Source organism: Neisseria sp. SLRRB23 (assembly GCF_050896295.1).
Classification (GTDB): Bacteria; Pseudomonadota; Gammaproteobacteria; order Burkholderiales; family Neisseriaceae; genus Neisseria.
Window position 1 is genome coordinate 1 of the sequence record NZ_JBPBFH010000042.1, and the last position, 15,147, is coordinate 15,147.

17 protein-coding genes are annotated in these 15,147 nt (G+C 52.5%); 4 read left to right on the plus strand and 13 right to left on the minus strand.

Annotation, left to right across the window (positions count from 1 at the left end):
• Window positions 1–180 precede the first annotated feature (180 nt).
• Both ACRPFF_RS09920 and rpmE read right to left on the minus strand, forming a co-directional pair.
• Window positions 181–810: a CadD family cadmium resistance transporter gene (locus ACRPFF_RS09920; RefSeq protein WP_432674553.1), complete on the minus strand. Its 630-nt coding sequence runs from the start codon at window positions 808–810 to the stop codon at window positions 181–183.
• A gap of 314 nt (window positions 811–1,124) precedes the next feature.
• Window positions 1,125–1,340, minus strand: a complete 216-nt coding sequence (gene rpmE / locus ACRPFF_RS09925) for a 50S ribosomal protein L31 (protein ID WP_003713538.1) — start codon at window positions 1,338–1,340, stop codon at window positions 1,125–1,127.
• 135 nt (window positions 1,341–1,475) lie between these two features.
• Here rpmE and ACRPFF_RS09930 point away from each other — a divergent pair, with 135 nt between their 5' ends.
• Entirely contained in the window at window positions 1,476–1,991 is a 516-nt protein-coding gene (locus ACRPFF_RS09930; protein ID WP_432674554.1) for an acyltransferase, read from the plus strand.
• A 79-nt stretch (window positions 1,992–2,070) separates the two neighbouring features.
• On the opposite strand, the gene ACRPFF_RS09935 is transcribed toward ACRPFF_RS09930, so the two are convergent.
• From ACRPFF_RS09935 to ACRPFF_RS09975, 9 genes are all read right to left on the minus strand, one after another.
• Window positions 2,071–2,559, minus strand: a complete 489-nt coding sequence (locus ACRPFF_RS09935; protein WP_432674555.1) for a peroxiredoxin family protein — start codon at window positions 2,557–2,559, stop codon at window positions 2,071–2,073.
• The gene (locus ACRPFF_RS09940) at window positions 2,556–2,939 is read right to left on the minus strand and encodes an acyl-CoA thioesterase (RefSeq protein ID WP_304666981.1); all 384 of its coding nucleotides are present in this window, start codon (window positions 2,937–2,939) and stop codon (window positions 2,556–2,558) included. The genes ACRPFF_RS09935 and ACRPFF_RS09940 overlap by 4 nt, the downstream gene beginning before the upstream one ends.
• Window positions 2,939–3,301 (minus strand): hypothetical protein, encoded by a 363-nt coding sequence (locus tag ACRPFF_RS09945; protein WP_036470376.1) that lies wholly within the window; start codon window positions 3,299–3,301, stop codon window positions 2,939–2,941. The genes ACRPFF_RS09940 and ACRPFF_RS09945 overlap by 1 nt, the downstream gene beginning before the upstream one ends.
• Before the next feature lie 124 nt (window positions 3,302–3,425).
• The gene (locus ACRPFF_RS09950; RefSeq protein ID WP_432674556.1) at window positions 3,426–4,253 is read right to left on the minus strand and encodes an MlaA family lipoprotein; all 828 of its coding nucleotides are present in this window, start codon (window positions 4,251–4,253) and stop codon (window positions 3,426–3,428) included.
• Window positions 4,250–4,528: an STAS domain-containing protein gene (locus ACRPFF_RS09955; RefSeq protein ID WP_107960926.1), complete on the minus strand. Its 279-nt coding sequence runs from the start codon at window positions 4,526–4,528 to the stop codon at window positions 4,250–4,252. Before ACRPFF_RS09955 ends, ACRPFF_RS09950 begins: the two co-directional genes overlap by 4 nt.
• 56 nt (window positions 4,529–4,584) lie before the next feature.
• Window positions 4,585–5,175: an MlaC/ttg2D family ABC transporter substrate-binding protein gene (locus ACRPFF_RS09960; RefSeq protein WP_432674557.1), complete on the minus strand. Its 591-nt coding sequence runs from the start codon at window positions 5,173–5,175 to the stop codon at window positions 4,585–4,587.
• Between the two features lie 36 nt (window positions 5,176–5,211).
• Window positions 5,212–5,709 (minus strand): outer membrane lipid asymmetry maintenance protein MlaD, encoded by a 498-nt coding sequence (gene mlaD, locus ACRPFF_RS09965; protein WP_432674558.1) that lies wholly within the window; start codon window positions 5,707–5,709, stop codon window positions 5,212–5,214.
• A gap of 51 nt (window positions 5,710–5,760) precedes the next feature.
• Window positions 5,761–6,537 (minus strand): lipid asymmetry maintenance ABC transporter permease subunit MlaE, encoded by a 777-nt coding sequence (gene mlaE, locus ACRPFF_RS09970; RefSeq protein ID WP_304676486.1) that lies wholly within the window; start codon window positions 6,535–6,537, stop codon window positions 5,761–5,763.
• 47 nt (window positions 6,538–6,584) lie between these two features.
• Entirely contained in the window at window positions 6,585–7,385 is an 801-nt protein-coding gene (locus ACRPFF_RS09975; protein WP_003676043.1) for an ABC transporter ATP-binding protein, read from the minus strand.
• Between the two features lie 176 nt (window positions 7,386–7,561).
• Here ACRPFF_RS09975 and ACRPFF_RS09980 point away from each other — a divergent pair, with 176 nt between their 5' ends.
• Both ACRPFF_RS09980 and aldA read left to right on the plus strand, forming a co-directional pair.
• Entirely contained in the window at window positions 7,562–8,476 is a 915-nt protein-coding gene (locus ACRPFF_RS09980) for a helix-turn-helix transcriptional regulator (RefSeq protein WP_432674559.1), read from the plus strand.
• Window positions 8,477–8,735: 259 nt separating this feature from the next.
• A complete protein-coding gene (gene aldA / locus ACRPFF_RS09985) occupies window positions 8,736–10,178 on the plus strand; it encodes an aldehyde dehydrogenase (protein ID WP_432674560.1) in 1,443 nt (480 codons plus the stop codon).
• An 81-nt stretch (window positions 10,179–10,259) separates the two neighbouring features.
• Here the strand turns inward: aldA and ppk2 are convergent, their stop codons facing one another.
• A complete protein-coding gene (gene ppk2 / locus ACRPFF_RS09990) occupies window positions 10,260–11,189 on the minus strand; it encodes a polyphosphate kinase 2 (protein ID WP_107859559.1) in 930 nt (309 codons plus the stop codon).
• 168 nt (window positions 11,190–11,357) lie between these two features.
• Between ppk2 and ACRPFF_RS09995 the strand changes: the two genes are divergently transcribed.
• Entirely contained in the window at window positions 11,358–13,238 is a 1,881-nt protein-coding gene (locus ACRPFF_RS09995) for a chorismate-binding protein (RefSeq protein WP_432674561.1), read from the plus strand.
• A gap of 58 nt (window positions 13,239–13,296) precedes the next feature.
• On the opposite strand, the gene ACRPFF_RS10000 is transcribed toward ACRPFF_RS09995, so the two are convergent.
• Entirely contained in the window at window positions 13,297–14,814 is a 1,518-nt protein-coding gene (locus tag ACRPFF_RS10000; protein WP_432674562.1) for a surface lipoprotein assembly modifier, read from the minus strand.
• Window positions 14,815–15,147: the final 333 nt, after the last annotated feature.

Genomic DNA, 15,147 nt, shown 5'->3' on the forward strand with positions numbered 1-15,147 from the left:
AGATGTGTATAAGAGACAGGGGTATAGGTCAACATAAGCGTAAGAAGAAATGGATGGATTGCCAAGTGTAGCAAATATTCGCACAAAGGTCGTGCAGAGACTGCTTCAGACGGCATCAGACACAAAAAGACCGGCAACAAAAAAGACTGCACGGGGCAGTCTTTGCAGATACTATCTTTTTCATAATATTTTTTCCTGGCCCAACACAGTCCATAGCATATCAAAACTGTTGTTTTCAATCAGGATATATATCCCCAATCCTAAATAAACAACAGCAACAAACCATCTGCTATATTTTTCCAAAGTTTCTCCAACAGAAGGGACTTGTGCCAATTTTTGGGCAGAAAAAACCAAGAGATAAATCATGACTAGAAAGGTAAGTAAAGCCACTATCAAATTCGCTAAATTTAAGGTAGTAAAATATGGGACAAAGACACCAATATTGTCAGCACCACAACTTGCAAAAGTAATCATAGCGACTAGAAAAATCAGGTTTTTATTATCTTTGCGCAAACCCTCTTTGGCAATAGACTCTCCATCGGAATCTCCTAACAGCAAAACTTTGAGGCCTAGGAAAATCGGAATCAAGCCGAGCAAACCTAAAATCTCTTTACTAGGAATATAATCTAAGACAAATGCAAAAAGCAAACTTAGCAATATCAGGCTAACAGAGCCTAGAAATTGTCCTAAATAGATGTTAATGATGTCTTTTCTGCTTTTTCTTTTGGCAAAAAATAACATTAGGATAATAAGTAAGTCTACGGCTGTCCCAGAATACAGGATTATTGAAGTAACGACATTTTGAATCATAAAACATCTCATTCAAATATATTTTTGAATGTATTCAAACATTAAACTTTGTAGATGTCAACTTCAACCCCGTCAAAATATAGTGGATTAACAAAAACCAGTACGGCGTTGCCTCGTCTTAGCTCAAAGAGAACGATTCTCTAAGGTGCTGAAGCACCAAGTGAATCGGTTCCGTACTATCTGTACTGTCTGCGGCTTCGTCGCCTTGTCCTGATTTTTGTTAATCCACTATATAGATAAGAAGTCAGTGTGCCAAATATTAAAAAGCCCTGCCATCGAAATGATGGCAGGGCTTAATTCTTGCAAAGCGGCAATCAGCGTTTGAACAGGTTGCCGAATTTGTTGTTGAATTTGTCCACGCGGCCNGTGGTATCGACGATTTTTTGGGTGCCGGTATAGAACGGGTGGCACAGGGAGCAAACCTCGATATTGAAGTTTTCTTTTTCCATCGCGGATTTGGTTACGAATTTGTTGCCGCAGGAGCAGGTAACGTTGACTTCGTGGTAGTTCGGGTGAATACCTTGTTTCATTTGATTTCCTTTCAAAAAAGCGGGCATAGGGGATGTACCTATACTACAGACAAGTCCGACATTCTCTCTATTTTCTGTTGTTACGTCAAGAGTATATTCGATAAAATGCAAAAAGATTACTCTGAAGGAGGTTTTATGAGGGTGAAGTTTTTTTCCCTGCTGCTGCGCTTCGCCGGTTCCCTATTGCCGCCGTCTCATATGCGCGGTATCGGCATCATCGGCAAAAGCGTACGCGTATTTCTGGCACGGCGGATTTCTCCGCATATCGGAAGCGGGGTCAATATCGAACGCGGTGCCTATGTGTTCCCGGATACGGTTTTGGGCGATGGTTCCGGTATCGGGGTAAACTGTGAAATCTGCCGTGGGCTGGTGGTTGGCAAAAATGTGATGATGGGGCCGGAATGCCTGTTTTATTCAAGCAACCACAAGTTTGACCGTTCAAAAAAACGCTTTGAGGGCTATACGGAAATCCGTCCGATTTCGCTGGAAGACGATGTTTGGCTGGGCAGGAGGGTTATTGTGATGGCTGGCGTAACTATCGGGCGCGGTTCGGTTGTCGGTGCAGGTTCCGTGGTAACGAAAGACATTCCGCCCTACTCTTTGGCAGCGGGCAATCCCGCGGTGGTGAAAAAGAATCTGCTGGATGATTAAATGCCGTCTGAAAGCATAAGAGCGGGAATATATCTGCATTCCCGCTCTTATGCTTTCAGACGGCATGAATGCAAACGCGCTATTGTGCCAGTGCGGTATCGATTTCTTGATAGAGCTTACCGAAATCAGGTTCGCCGACATAGGTTTTGAGGATTTCGCCTTTTTTACCGATGAGGACGGAAGTCGGATAAACCTGCGTGCCGAACGCCTGTCCGACGGCTTTATCCGCATCATACATGACGGTAAAGGGCAAACCGTAATCTTTGATGTATTGGCGGACGCTTTCTATCGGATCGATAGGTTGTGCAACGGCGAGTACTTGGAAATCTTTATTTTTATAGTCATGCGCCGTTTTAATCACTTTGGGCATTTCGCTCACGCAACCGGGACAGGAGGGAAACCAAAAATTAATCAGGGTTACTTTGCCTTGCAGGTCGGCGTTGGAAACGGTTTTGCCATTCATATCGGGCAGCGAAAATGCGGGAGCGGTTTTGCTGTCGGGAATCAGAACGGCGGCAATAAGGATACCGACCAATACGACGGCGGCGGCAGTGAATATTTTTTTCATTCGGACAAGTCTTCCAATGCGTGTGCGAGTGTAACGGGGAGGCTGACGGTACGCTGTGTTTTTGCGCTGACCGGCATCAGGGTGATATCGGCTTCGGCTGCAGTTTTTCCGTTCGGCAGCGTAATGGTTTGGGTCAGCACAATGCGGCGCGTGCCGGGGGTTTTCAGACGGCATGAAAACTGCAATACGTCGCCTTCGACGGCGGGACGGCTGTAACGGATATCGATACGGGCAACAATGAGCATGAGGTCTGACAATTCATGCAGCAGTCCGCGCTCCTCGAAAAACGCCCAACGCGCTTCCTCGAGGAATTCGAGGTAGCGCGCATTGTTGACATGGCCGTAGCCGTCGAGATGGTAATTGCGGACGGTCAGCTTCATCAGTTCAGGTTAATGGGTTGGAAGGCTTCGCGGGCAAGCGGTTCGTGTTCGAGGTCGGTGATGACGGTAGAAAGCTGGATGTCGAACCATTCGTTGAAAATGTCGGCATCGAGTTCGGGCCACTCGCGTTCGTCTTCGCACCAGTCGGCAAGTTCGGCGGCGAAAATGTCTTCAAAACGGGTTTCGATTTCGTCCCATACTTCGTCGGCGGTTTCGCACGGGCGGACAAGATAGGAATTGGCATCGGCTTGGATGTCTTCGAGGGTCAGTCCGTCGAGGTGGTTGCCCGGCAGGGTTTGCAGCCAGTTCCAGAAGGGTTCGAGCGGAATGAGGACGAATACGCTGCGGTTGACTTCGTACATGGTTTTTCCTTTGCTGTCGCGCGGTATGCGCAAAAAAGGGATTATAGCCCAATCTGTAGTGTCGGACTGTCCGTTCCGACAGAATGGAATGCCGTCTGAACACGGATTTTCAGACGGCATGGTTTTAGGGTTGTGTTCCGGGTTGCGTTTCGGCTTCCCCTGCTGCTTCTGCCTGTGTTTCGGATACGGAATCTTCTTGAACGGCAGTTTCCGCCGCCCCGGTTTCGGCACTTTCGACCAATTCGTCGATGTCGATGTTATCTTCCGTACCTTCGGCAGGTGTTGCACCGGTCTGCCGCGCGCGGACCTTCATATAGAAATCGCGCATATAACTGTATTTGTCGATGGCGGCATCATCAAGGCTGTCGGTCAAATCGAGCAGGCCTTCGCGGGTGCTGACGGCGGAGGCGGCAGCCGTGCCCCAACGTCCGGCGGGGGTGCGGAAGACGATATTCTTGGGCGGGTAAACGGAGGTAATGCCCGTACCGAGCGCGTCGCGGACGGTGGACGGCCCTAAGACGGGCAGCACGAAATAATTGCTGTTTTTCCATCCCCACGAGGCAAACGTGTCGCCCAAGGTGTTTTTATTGTCGGGAACGCCGCCCGCGCCGGCGATGTCGATCAGTCCGCCCAAACCGAAAGTAGTGTTGATGCCGACGCGGACAAGGTCTTCGCTTGCGCGTTTGATGTCCAAGCGCAAGATATTGCTGCCGAAGCTGACCACGTCGCGCAGGTTGTTAAAAAAATTGGACACGCCGGCGCGGACGGGTTTCGGCGTGACTTTGCGGTAGCCGCGCGCGGCAGGGGCGAAAATGTAGCGGTCGGCTTGGTCGTTGAATTTGGAAACGGCGCGGTTGTAGCCTTCATAAGGGTCGGCAGGGCGGGTTTCTGCAAATGAAGGGGCAGAGGCGAATCCAATCAGCAGGAGGATGGCGTAGGCGGTTTTTTTCATGATTTCAGCCAGTCTTTGATTTCGTACAGTTCGGACAGTGCGCGCACGGATTCGGGAATGCCGGTCAGCCTGATGCTGTCTTTGCGTCGGCGCAATATTTCGAGCAGCAACGACACGCAGGCGGAATCGGCACGGTTGACGCCGCTGAAGTCGACGGCAACGATTCCGTTCAGACGGCATTGTTGTTGAAACCGCTCAAAAGCCTCCCCGGTCAGGGTTTTAACGGTAATGTCGCCGCTGACGCGCAATGTTTCGTTATTGAATTCTGTATGCATAGTGTTCGGTAGGAAAAAATCCATGCCGCCTTCAGACGGACGACATGGATTGTTGGTCATTTGCCGCTGTTTTTAGCCTTCAACTCGGCAATCAGCCCGTCTATGCCTTTGGCTTTGATGATTTCGCCGAATTGGTTGCGGTAAACGGTTACCAGGCTTGCGCCTTCGATGGCGACGTTGTAGGCACGGTATTTGTTGCCGCTTTGGTAGGTAGTGAAGTCCATATTGACGGGTTTTTGCCCGGGTACGCCGACTTCGGCGCGGACGATGATTTCTTTGCCGCCTTTATTGACAATAGGGTTGTCTTTAACATTAACGTTGGCGTTTTTGAATTTCAACATGGTACCGGAGTAGGTGCGGATCAGCAGGGTTTGAAATTCTTTGGTCAACTCTTGTTTTTGCGCGTCAGACGCGGTACGCCAAGGGTTGCCGACCGCCANTGCGGTCATGCGTTGGAAATCGAAATAAGGGGTTGCGTATGCTTCGGCTTTTTGGCGGGCAGTGTTGGCATCGCCGTTTTTTAAGATGCTCAATACTTGAGTGGCATTTTGACGGATTTGGTTCACTGCGTCGGCAGGGGCGGCAACCGCCATGCTGATGCTCAAGATGCCGATGCTTAGTGCGCTGATGAAAGAGGTTTTTTTCATGATTAAGTGTCCTAGTTTGAATATGATGGTGTACGTTTATTCGGTGGCTTTTGCCGCATCGTCGCCGCCCGCCGCGTTTTTCTCGGCGAAGCTGGTCATGAATTTACCGATTAGGTTTTCCAGAACCATGGCGGAGCTGGTAACGGAAATGGTATCGCCTGCGGCGAGATTCTCGGTGTCGCCGCCTTGTTGCAGGCCGATATATTGTTCGCCCAACAGGCCGGAAGTCAGGATTTGCGCAGAAACGTCGCTACTGAACTGATATTTGCTGTCCAAATCGAGACGGACTTTCGCCTGATAGGATTTCGGGTCAAGCTCGATGGAACCAACGCGTCCGACCAATACGCCTGCGGATTTAATCGGCGCATTGGCCTTCAAACCGCCGATGTCGCTGAAATCGGCATATACGGTATAAGTCTTGCCGGAATTGCCGAACGCCGCGCCGCCCGCCACGCGGAAAGCGAGAAAGCCGACCGCTGCCACGCCGATCAGGACGAACAGTCCGACCCAAAATTCCAATATGTTCTTTTTCATTAAAGTTCCTTGAATATTCAAATGTTTTTTGTTTCGTTTTCAGACGGCCTGTTAATCTGTAAACATCCACGCGGTCAACACAAAGTCAATCGCCAAAATCGTCAGGGCGGACGAAACCACCGTGCGCGTACTGGCGCGCAAAATGCCTTCCGAAGTCGGCACGCAGTGAAAGCCCTGATGTACGGCAATCAGTGTTACCGCCATGCCGAACGCAGCGGATTTAATCAGACCGTTGATTACATCGTAATGTATCGTGATGTTGTTCTGCATTTGCGACCAGAAAATGCCGCTGTCCAAGCCCAGCCAGGTTACACCGACCAAATACGCGCCGAAAATGCCCGCCACGTTGAAAATCGAAGCCAAAAGCGGCATGGAAAACACGCCCGCCCAAAAGCGCGGCGCAACCACGCGGGCGACAGGGTTTACCGCCATCACGTTCATCGCCTCGAGCTGTTCGGTCGTTTTCATCAAACCGATTTCGCTGGTCATCGCACCGCCCGCACTGCTGGCAAACAAAATCGCTGCCAATACCGGACCCAGCTCGCGCAACAGCGAAGCCGCGACCATATAGCCCAAAATATCGGCGGATTTGAATTTTGCCAGCTGCGTATAGCCCTGCAAACCCAAGACCATGCCGACAAACAGCCCTGAAACGGCAACAATCAACACCGACAGCACGCCGGCAAAATACACTTGGCGCACGCTCAGGCGCGGACGGACGAAAGCCGTACCGGACTTCGCCAGAATGTTCAGCAGAAACAGCGTAATACTGCCGAGGGATTGAATAAAGCCGAGGGTTTTCGCCCCGACGGAACGGATAAAATTCATAAATTTCTATATGTAAAGTTCAACGGTTTCAGACGGCATCAACTCATTTATCCCAACAGGTCCTGATGCAACGACGTTTGCGCCGGATAACGGTATGCTACGGGGCCGTCTGCCAGCCCGCCGACAAACTGGCGCACCCAAGGCGAATCCAGTTCGCGCATTTCCTGCGGCGAGCCGGAGAACATAATTTCGCCGTGCGCCAAGAAAATTACCTGATCGACGATTTCCAAAGATTTTTCAATGTCGTGCGTTACCATAATGCTGGTCGAACGCAAGGCCTTGTTGACGCGGCTGATCAAGTGGGCAATCACACCCAAGGAAATCGGATCGAGGCCGGTAAACGGCTCGTCGTACAACATAATTTCAGGGTCGAGCGCAATCGTGCGGGCAAGCGCAACGCGGCGCGACATCCCACCGGACAATTCAGACGGCATCAGGTTTTCCACGCCGCGCAGACCGACCGCGTTCAGTTTCAACAAAACCAAATCTCGAATCACCGCTTCCGGCAGTTGCGTCAGTTCGCGCATCGGGAAAGCGATATTGTCGAATACAGACAAATCGGTAAACAGTGCGCCGTGTTGGAACAACACACCCATACGGCGACGGTGTTCATACAACTCGTCAGCCGAAAAGCCCGCCAAATCCCGTCCTTCAATCAAAACCTGCCCGGACTGCGGACGAATCTGTCCTGTAATCAGCCTCATCAGCGTGGTTTTGCCGCTGCCCGAACCGCCCATTACGGCAGCAAAATTGCCTTGCGGAATACTGAAATTGATGTTCTTCAGAATCGGGCGGTCGCCATACGCAAAGGCGACATCTTTCATTTCGATAAAAGGGAAGGGACTCATGTGCAGGCAAAACGATAGGTTTGACGGCGTGTATTTTAAGGCTTATCGGAAAGACGGGCAATTTTCAGACGGCATACGGACGGTAAGTGTTGTGAAAATGCCGTGCCCGGCAGCGGATTGTTTACCGAAGTGAAAAATGTTATCTTTCAAATGATAATTTTTCTCAAGAAATAACCATGGCAGAAGAATATTTGAACAGCAGCCAATTCGTCAACCTGGTTAACAGCGGGGGCGGAGATTATGTCGAAGGCAGCTACCGTTTCGATACTTTGTCCAACGGCATTTCCATCCACGGCGGCACGGTAACAGCACGGTGTGATTTTTGCAGCAGCCGCCTCGCCGAACCTTATGTGTCGTTCGTACTTTTGCTGGAAGGCTCTTTGAACTTCGGCATCAACCGGAGCCGATTCCAAATCGATGCGGACGGCGGCAAGGTCATCCTGATTTCAGTCGGGGAAGAAGTCCTGTTCAGCCGCTATCTTTATCGCGGCGGCAAAACGGTCAAAATGACCATTAAAGGTATGGAGCAATGGCTGCTGCGTCCGGAGTATGCGGGTTTTACACCCATACTTTACCGCGAACCGGTCAGAATATGGGATTTGTCCCCAAATCTGCGCGGCTTGGCGGCATCTTGCCTGCAACCTGCCCCAAGGGGGCATTTGGGCAAAACATTGCGCCGCGAGGCAGACGTTTTGCGGCTGCTGTCGGATTTGTGGGACACGGTGTCGGACAGCATCGGACCAGCGGCAGGAGAAACGGCGGAAGCAAACACCATGCCGTCTGAAAACTTCAGCCGCATCCTGAACGAGGCATTTGCCAACGGTGCACACCATGTCAACCGGCTGACAGACGCGCTGAACATCAGCGAAAGGACGCTGCAACGCCGTATGCGCGACCATTTCGGCATTACCGCAAGCGAGTGGCTGCACCACAAACAAATGCAGCACGCGCTCTACCTGTTGCAAAACGGGGGTAAAAGCATAGGCGAAACCGCATATTTATGCGGCTACCGCCACGTTTCCAGCTTTACTCAGGCATTCAGGCAATATTTCGGCAGCACGCCTGCGGAAACCAAAAAAGAAAACCGGTAAGCCGCATTTGATTTCAAACCCGAAATCCGCGTGTATAGTGGATTAACAAAAACCAGTACGGCGTTGCCTCGCCTTAGCTCAAAGAGAACGATTCTCTAAGGTGCTGAAGCACCAAGTGAATCGGTTCCGTACTATTTGTACTGTCTGCGGCTTCGTCGCCTTGTCCTGATTTTTGTTAATCCACTATAAAAAACTTGTACGGTAATTTATTTGGGAATAAACTAAAACTACATCTGACTACAAAACTGGAGAACCCGAAATGAAACAATTGACCATGTACATCAACGGACGCTTTGAAAACGATTTCAACGGCGAATGGCGCGACGTATTGAACCCTTCCACCGAAGAGGCCATCGCCCGCGAACCCAAAGGCGGCAAAGCAGACGTTGACCGTGCCGTAGCGGCGGCACGCGCGGCGCAACCGGCTTGGGAACGTCTGCCTGCGGTCGAACGCGGCGCGTATTTGCGCAAAATCGCCCAAGGCATACGCGAACGCGCCGACGAGCTGACCGACACCATCGTTGCCGAAGGCGGCAAAACCAAAGACTTGGCGCGCGTGGAAGTGATGTTCACCGCCGACTATCTCGATTACCAGGCCGAATGGGCGCGCCGTTATGAAGGCGAAATCATCCAAAGCGACCGCCCGCGTGAAAATATTTTATTGTTCAAACGTCCGCTGGGCGTAATCGCCGGCATTTTGCCGTGGAACTTCCCCTTCTTCCTGATTGCCCGCAAAATGGGCCCCGCTTTGGTAACGGGCAACACCATCGTCGTCAAACCCAGCAGCGTAACCCCGATCAACTGCCACATCTTCGCCGAAATCGTCGATGCCGTGGGACTGCCCGCAGGCGTGTTCAACGTGGTGAACGGACCTGGCGCGGAAATCGGCAATGCCTTGTCCGCCCATCCGCAAGTCGATATGGTCAGCCTGACCGGTTCCGTCGAAGCGGGCCGCCAAGTGATGGAAGCCGCTTCCGCCAACATCACCAAAGTTTCGCTGGAACTCGGCGGCAAAGCCCCCGCCATCGTTTTGAAAGACGCGGATTTGGATTTGGCAGTGAAATCCATCTTGGCTTCGCGCGTCGGCAACACCGGTCAAATCTGCAACTGCGCCGAGCGCGTCTATGTCCACAGCAGCCTGAAAGACGCGTTTATCGAAAAAATGACCGCCGCGATGAAAGGCGTGCGCTACGGCAACCCTGCCGAAGCCGAAGCAGGTGCGCTGGAAATGGGCCCGCTGATTGAAGAGCGCGCCGTCAAAGCCGTTGCCGAAAAAGTGGAACGGGCAGTCAAACAAGGTGCGAAATTGGTTTGCGGCGGCAAACGCGCCGAAGGACGCGGTTATTTCTTCGAGCCGACCCTGCTGACCGACACCGACAACAGTATGGACATTATGAAAGAAGAAACCTTCGGCCCCGTCCTGCCCGTTTCCGCTTTCGACACGCTCGACCAAGTCATCGCACTGGCTAACGATTGCGAGTTTGGTCTGACCAGTTCTGTTTATACGACTAATTTAAACGAAGCCTTCTACGTTACCCGCCGCCTGCAATTCGGCGAAACCTACATCAACCGCGAAAACTTCGAAGCCATGCAGGGTTTCCACGCAGGCTGGAAAAAATCCGGTATCGGCGGCGCGGACGGCAAACACGGTTTGGAAGAATATCTGCAAACCCAAGTCGTTTATCTGGAAACCGACATTTAATGCCGCTTTGAAACCCCGATAGGAAATGCCGTCTGAACCCGATTTCAGGTTCAGACGGCATTTTTACGGTTTCACCGGNAATCAGTCATGACCGACATCAATGGTTTTCTCTTTGTAACGCGTATCGGGAACAAGAACGATTTTATCGTCCACTTTGCCGATGGCTTTCACGTCTTTGCCCGGGTAGTCCAACTGGTGCAGGAAGTAGCGGATACAGTTCAAACGGGCGCGTTTTTTGTCGTCGGAACGGATGATGACCCAAGGCGCGTCGCCGGTGTGGGTATGGAAGAACATGGCGTTTTTAGCTTCAGTGTAGTCGTCCCAACGGTCAAGCGACTGGATGTCCACGGGGGAGAGTTTCCAGTGTTTCAGGGGGTCGTCGCGGCGGGAGATGAAGCGGCGCAGTTGTTCTTCACGGGATACGGAGAACCAGAATTTAAACAGATGGATGCCGCTGGCAACGAGCATACGCTCCAATTCGGGGGTTTGGCGCATAAAGAGCATATATTCGTTAGGTTCGCAGAAGCCCATCACGCGTTCTACGCCGGCGCGGTTGTACCATGAGCGGTCGAAGAAGACCATTTCGCCTGCAGTCGGCAGATTTTGAACATAGCGTTGGAAATACCATTGTCCGCGTTCGGTGGTAGTCGGTTTTTCCAAAGCGACCACGCGCGCGCCGCGCGGATTCAAATGTTCCATAAAGCGTTTGATGGTACCGCCCTTACCTGCCGCATCCCGGCCTTCAAACAGGCTGACGATGCGTTGGCCGGAGTCTTTAACCCAGCTTTGCACTTTCAGCAGCTCGATTTGCAGTTTGGCTTTTTCGGCTTCGTATACGGCACGGCGCATACGTTTGCGGTAGGGGTAGTTTTCGGGCAGCGGGGCTGTGCCGGAATCTTCGGCAGAACCTTTGCCTTCATGTTCCAAAACAGCTTTTTCAAATACTTGGAGCTGGTCTTGCTTTTCGCCCAATTCCACACTTTCAAACGGTTGCAGCTGGTGGTCTGTCATAAAGGTCTCCTTATTGTATTTCAGGTTGGAAATCGAAATTTGTTTTCACAATTTTACACCTTCGCCCCCACTTTCTCTACATAAAATTACATTTTGCCGATATTTGCCGAATCGTCTGAAAATATGTGTAAAAAGAGCGTATAATCAAAACATTTGCCCCTGATTGCCATGCCTTATTTCGCCCTGTTTGACGATGCCGTAAGCGGCCGCGCAAAACGCTATCAAAATCATGTAGAAAGCCGTTTTTTCCGTCCTGAAGAACTCGATGCTTTGGACGGCGCTCTGCAAAAGGGCTGGCAAAAAGGGCTGCATGCCGTGTTGTTTGCAGACTACGAATTCGGTTTGCCGCTGATGGGGATGGACTCCGAACGCGGCCGCAACTTTGCTCTGCACTGGTTTGCCGACTGCGCCGACAGCGATGCCGAAAGCTGGCTTGCCCGACATTCAGACGGCATCCCCGCCGGCATTTCCACGCCGCAATCCTCCGTATCCGAAGCCGATTACCTCAACCACATCCGCCAAATCCACGAAGCCATCCGGCGCGGCGACACCTATCAAATCAACTACACCACCCGCCTGCACCTGCAAGCCTACGGCAATCCCATCAGCCTCTACCGCCGCCTGCGCCAGCCCGTCCCCTATGCCGTCTTGTCCCACCTGCCCGATGCGGCAGGAAAATCCGCGTGGACGCTGTGTTTCTCGCCCGAACTCTTCCTCAAAATCGGTGCGGACGGCACCATCAGCACCGAACCGATGAAAGGCACCGCGCCGATTTTGGGCGACGGGCAAGACGAACGCCGCGCCGCCGAGTTGCAAAACGACCCGAAAAACCGCGCCGAAAACGTGATGATTGTCGACTTGCTGCGCAACGACCTCGGCAAAATCGCCCGAACCGGCAAAGTATGCGTGCCCGAGCCGTTTAAAGTATCGCGTTTCGGCAGCGTCTGGCAGATGACCAGCACCATCCAAGCCCAAGCCCTGCCGCACATCACCGTCGCCGACATCCTCCGCGCCGCCTTCCCCTGCGGCAGCATCACCGGCGCGCCCAAAAAAATGAGTATGCAGATTATCGAATCGCTCGAAACCGAAGCGCGCGGACTTTATACGGGCAGCATCGGCTATTTGAACCCGTGTTCCGGCGGCTTGGGGTTTGAAGGCACGTTCAACGTCGTTATCCGCACCTTGTCGCTCAAACACGCTTCGGCTTCAGACGGCATTGTTTCAGGCATCGGCGGCCCGGATTCAAACGCGCAAGCCCGAACGGCAGGGCAAGGCGGGGCAACGCCGCATCCGTTTGACTCCAATCCGCCGTATCGGGGCGTGTACGGTGTCGGTTCCGGCATCGTCATCGACAGCGACCCCGCCGCCGAATATCGCGAATGCGGCTGGAAAGCCCGATTCCTCAACGAACTGCGCCCCGATTTCGGCATTTTTGAAACCCTGCGCGCGGAAAACAGGCAATGCGCCCTGCTCGACCGCCACCTATGCCGTCTGAAAACCTCCGCGCAAGCCCTCAACCTGCCCCTGCCCGACGGTTGCGAAAATCAAATCAAACAATACATTACCGACTTGCCCGACGGCGCGTTCCGCGTCAAAGCCCTGCTCGCTTCAGACGGCATCAGCCTGTCCCGCGCCGTTTTAAACCATTTGGCTGACAAACAGCGCGTCATCATTTCGCCCGCCGTCCTGCCCGCACAAAACTACCTGCGCCGCTTCAAAACCACACACCGCGCCCTCTTCGACCAAGCGTGGCAAACCGCCGAAACACAAGGCGCGTTCGACAGCCTGTTTTTCAACTCGGACGGCATCCTGCTCGAAGGCGGCAGAAGCAACGTCTTCATCAAACATCGCGGACAATGGCTTACGCCCTCTTTAGATTTAGACATTTTAAACGGCATAATGCGCCAAGCCGTATTGGACGAACCGCAAAAATATTTGCAAACAAATCAAGTAATCGAAACACACATCACACAAAAAACACTGCAAGAAGCCGAAGAAATCCGCCTCTCCAACGCCCTGCGCGGCATATTTGCCGCCGCCCTTGCCTGAATATACAAAAATGCCGTCCTAACCTGTTTCCAAAGTTCGGACGGCATTTTCCCACCATTCAAAACCGCCAATCCGCCGACACAAACACCTCGCTGTTGCGGCGTTTCGCATACGGCACATTACTTTCCGTCCTGCCGAAACGATAATTCAACGCCGGTACGATACCTTTGTACGACAACTTGTCGTGGCTCAAAGCCAGCGAGACATTCCATTCGCGGTTGCGTTGCGCCTCTGTCGAGAAAGCCGCAACGCCCTTATAGTTGCGGCGGGCATAAGACGCGGAAACCCGACTATTCAAACCGCCCAACTGCCGCCACTCCTGCGCCCAACCGGCATAAACACCGTTGCGCCGGTAGGCGACATTATTAACCGCGCCGCCCACCGTTTCGCGTTTCGGCACAAACCGCACAAACTGCCAGCCGCCGAACACAGTTGCCGATTCGCCCAAACGTTTTGCCGACGAAACATAAAACCCGTCCTGCCTGCCGTTATTGTATTCCGCCCTATCCTGTTCGCGGTAGCGTTGGCGGTAATGTTCCAGCGCGACCGAAAATTGCCATCCCGGGTTTGGGCGGTAAGTATGGGACAGCTGCACGCCGACTCCGTGCGCCAGCATATACGGCGGCAGGCGGCGGTTGTTTACCCGTTTTGTTTTCGCATCAAAGCCGTCGCTGCCCGACAACTGCACCTGATAAAACGGCAAAATCCCCGCCGTCTGCCGCGCATTTTTATACTGCCATCCCAAATACGCCCTGCCGAACCCGTCATCATAAGCTGATTTTTTACTGAAATAATAGCTCGTGCCGCCGATATTGGAACGGAACAACAAATAATGATTATCCGCCAACGCCGTCAGCTTTTCCGCCTCGATTTCATAATTCAACCCTGCCGCCCGCTCCGCCCGGCTGACACTGCATATCTGACTGCCTCCGTTTTGCCAGCAATACTGCGGCGCGGCATTATTGGCATTTCTATTGACCGCCGGGCTGATGCCGCCCGAAAAACGCCAGCCCGTCAGCCCCTCCGTTTTTTTCCGGAAACGCCCCACATTTTCCAAAACCGGCGCCGGCAAATCCAATTTTGCCGCCTCCGCAAAATGCCTTTCTGCCGACTTCAGCCGGAAATCGTCAAACTCCGCCGCCGCCAAATCCAGCAAAATCCGCTCGTCTGCCGCATTTTCCCCGTGCAGTTCCCGATACCGCGCGACCGCCTCCGCCGGACTTCCCGCCAATTTCGCCAGCAAAGCCCGCGCCCTGCCGTACAAAACCGCGTCATAATCCGGCAGCTTGGCATACAAATCCGCCAACGAAGCGATCAAATCCGCCTGATTGCCGTTGAGCGCGTCGCGCAAACTATGTTCCAACATTTTCGGATGCGCCAACAAAAAATCCCCGTCAACCACGCGCGGGGCATCATTTTCAACTTTCCAATCTGATTCCGCCCACTTATCCGACACCGACCGCTGCACCTGCAACAATGCCTTGTCATCCAAAATCGCGGGCGCATCCGCCCCATAGGCGGCAGAAACACCTGCCGCACACCAAACAACCAAAAAGCCGTATCTGAAATACAACATACCCTGTCATTTACCTTTCCGGCAAACACGTCTCCGAAGCACGTCAAACTATCCGAAAAACAGGCAGAAACCCGTGAAAACCGGCTTTGCCGTCTGAAAGCGGGCAGGCAAAAAACCGCCGCCCAATTTTCAAAGGGCGGATTTCACATTTACCGGCTTTTGCATCGCCCCACAAAACATTTGACATCATATAACATTTAAACTGATAATCAAAACTATTATTAACACATCATCAAGATTGAGTATGCGATGAAATACAAAGCCCTGCCCTTACTGCCGCTTGCCGCCGCCCTTGCCGCCCTGTCTCTTATACACATCTGACGCTGCCGACGA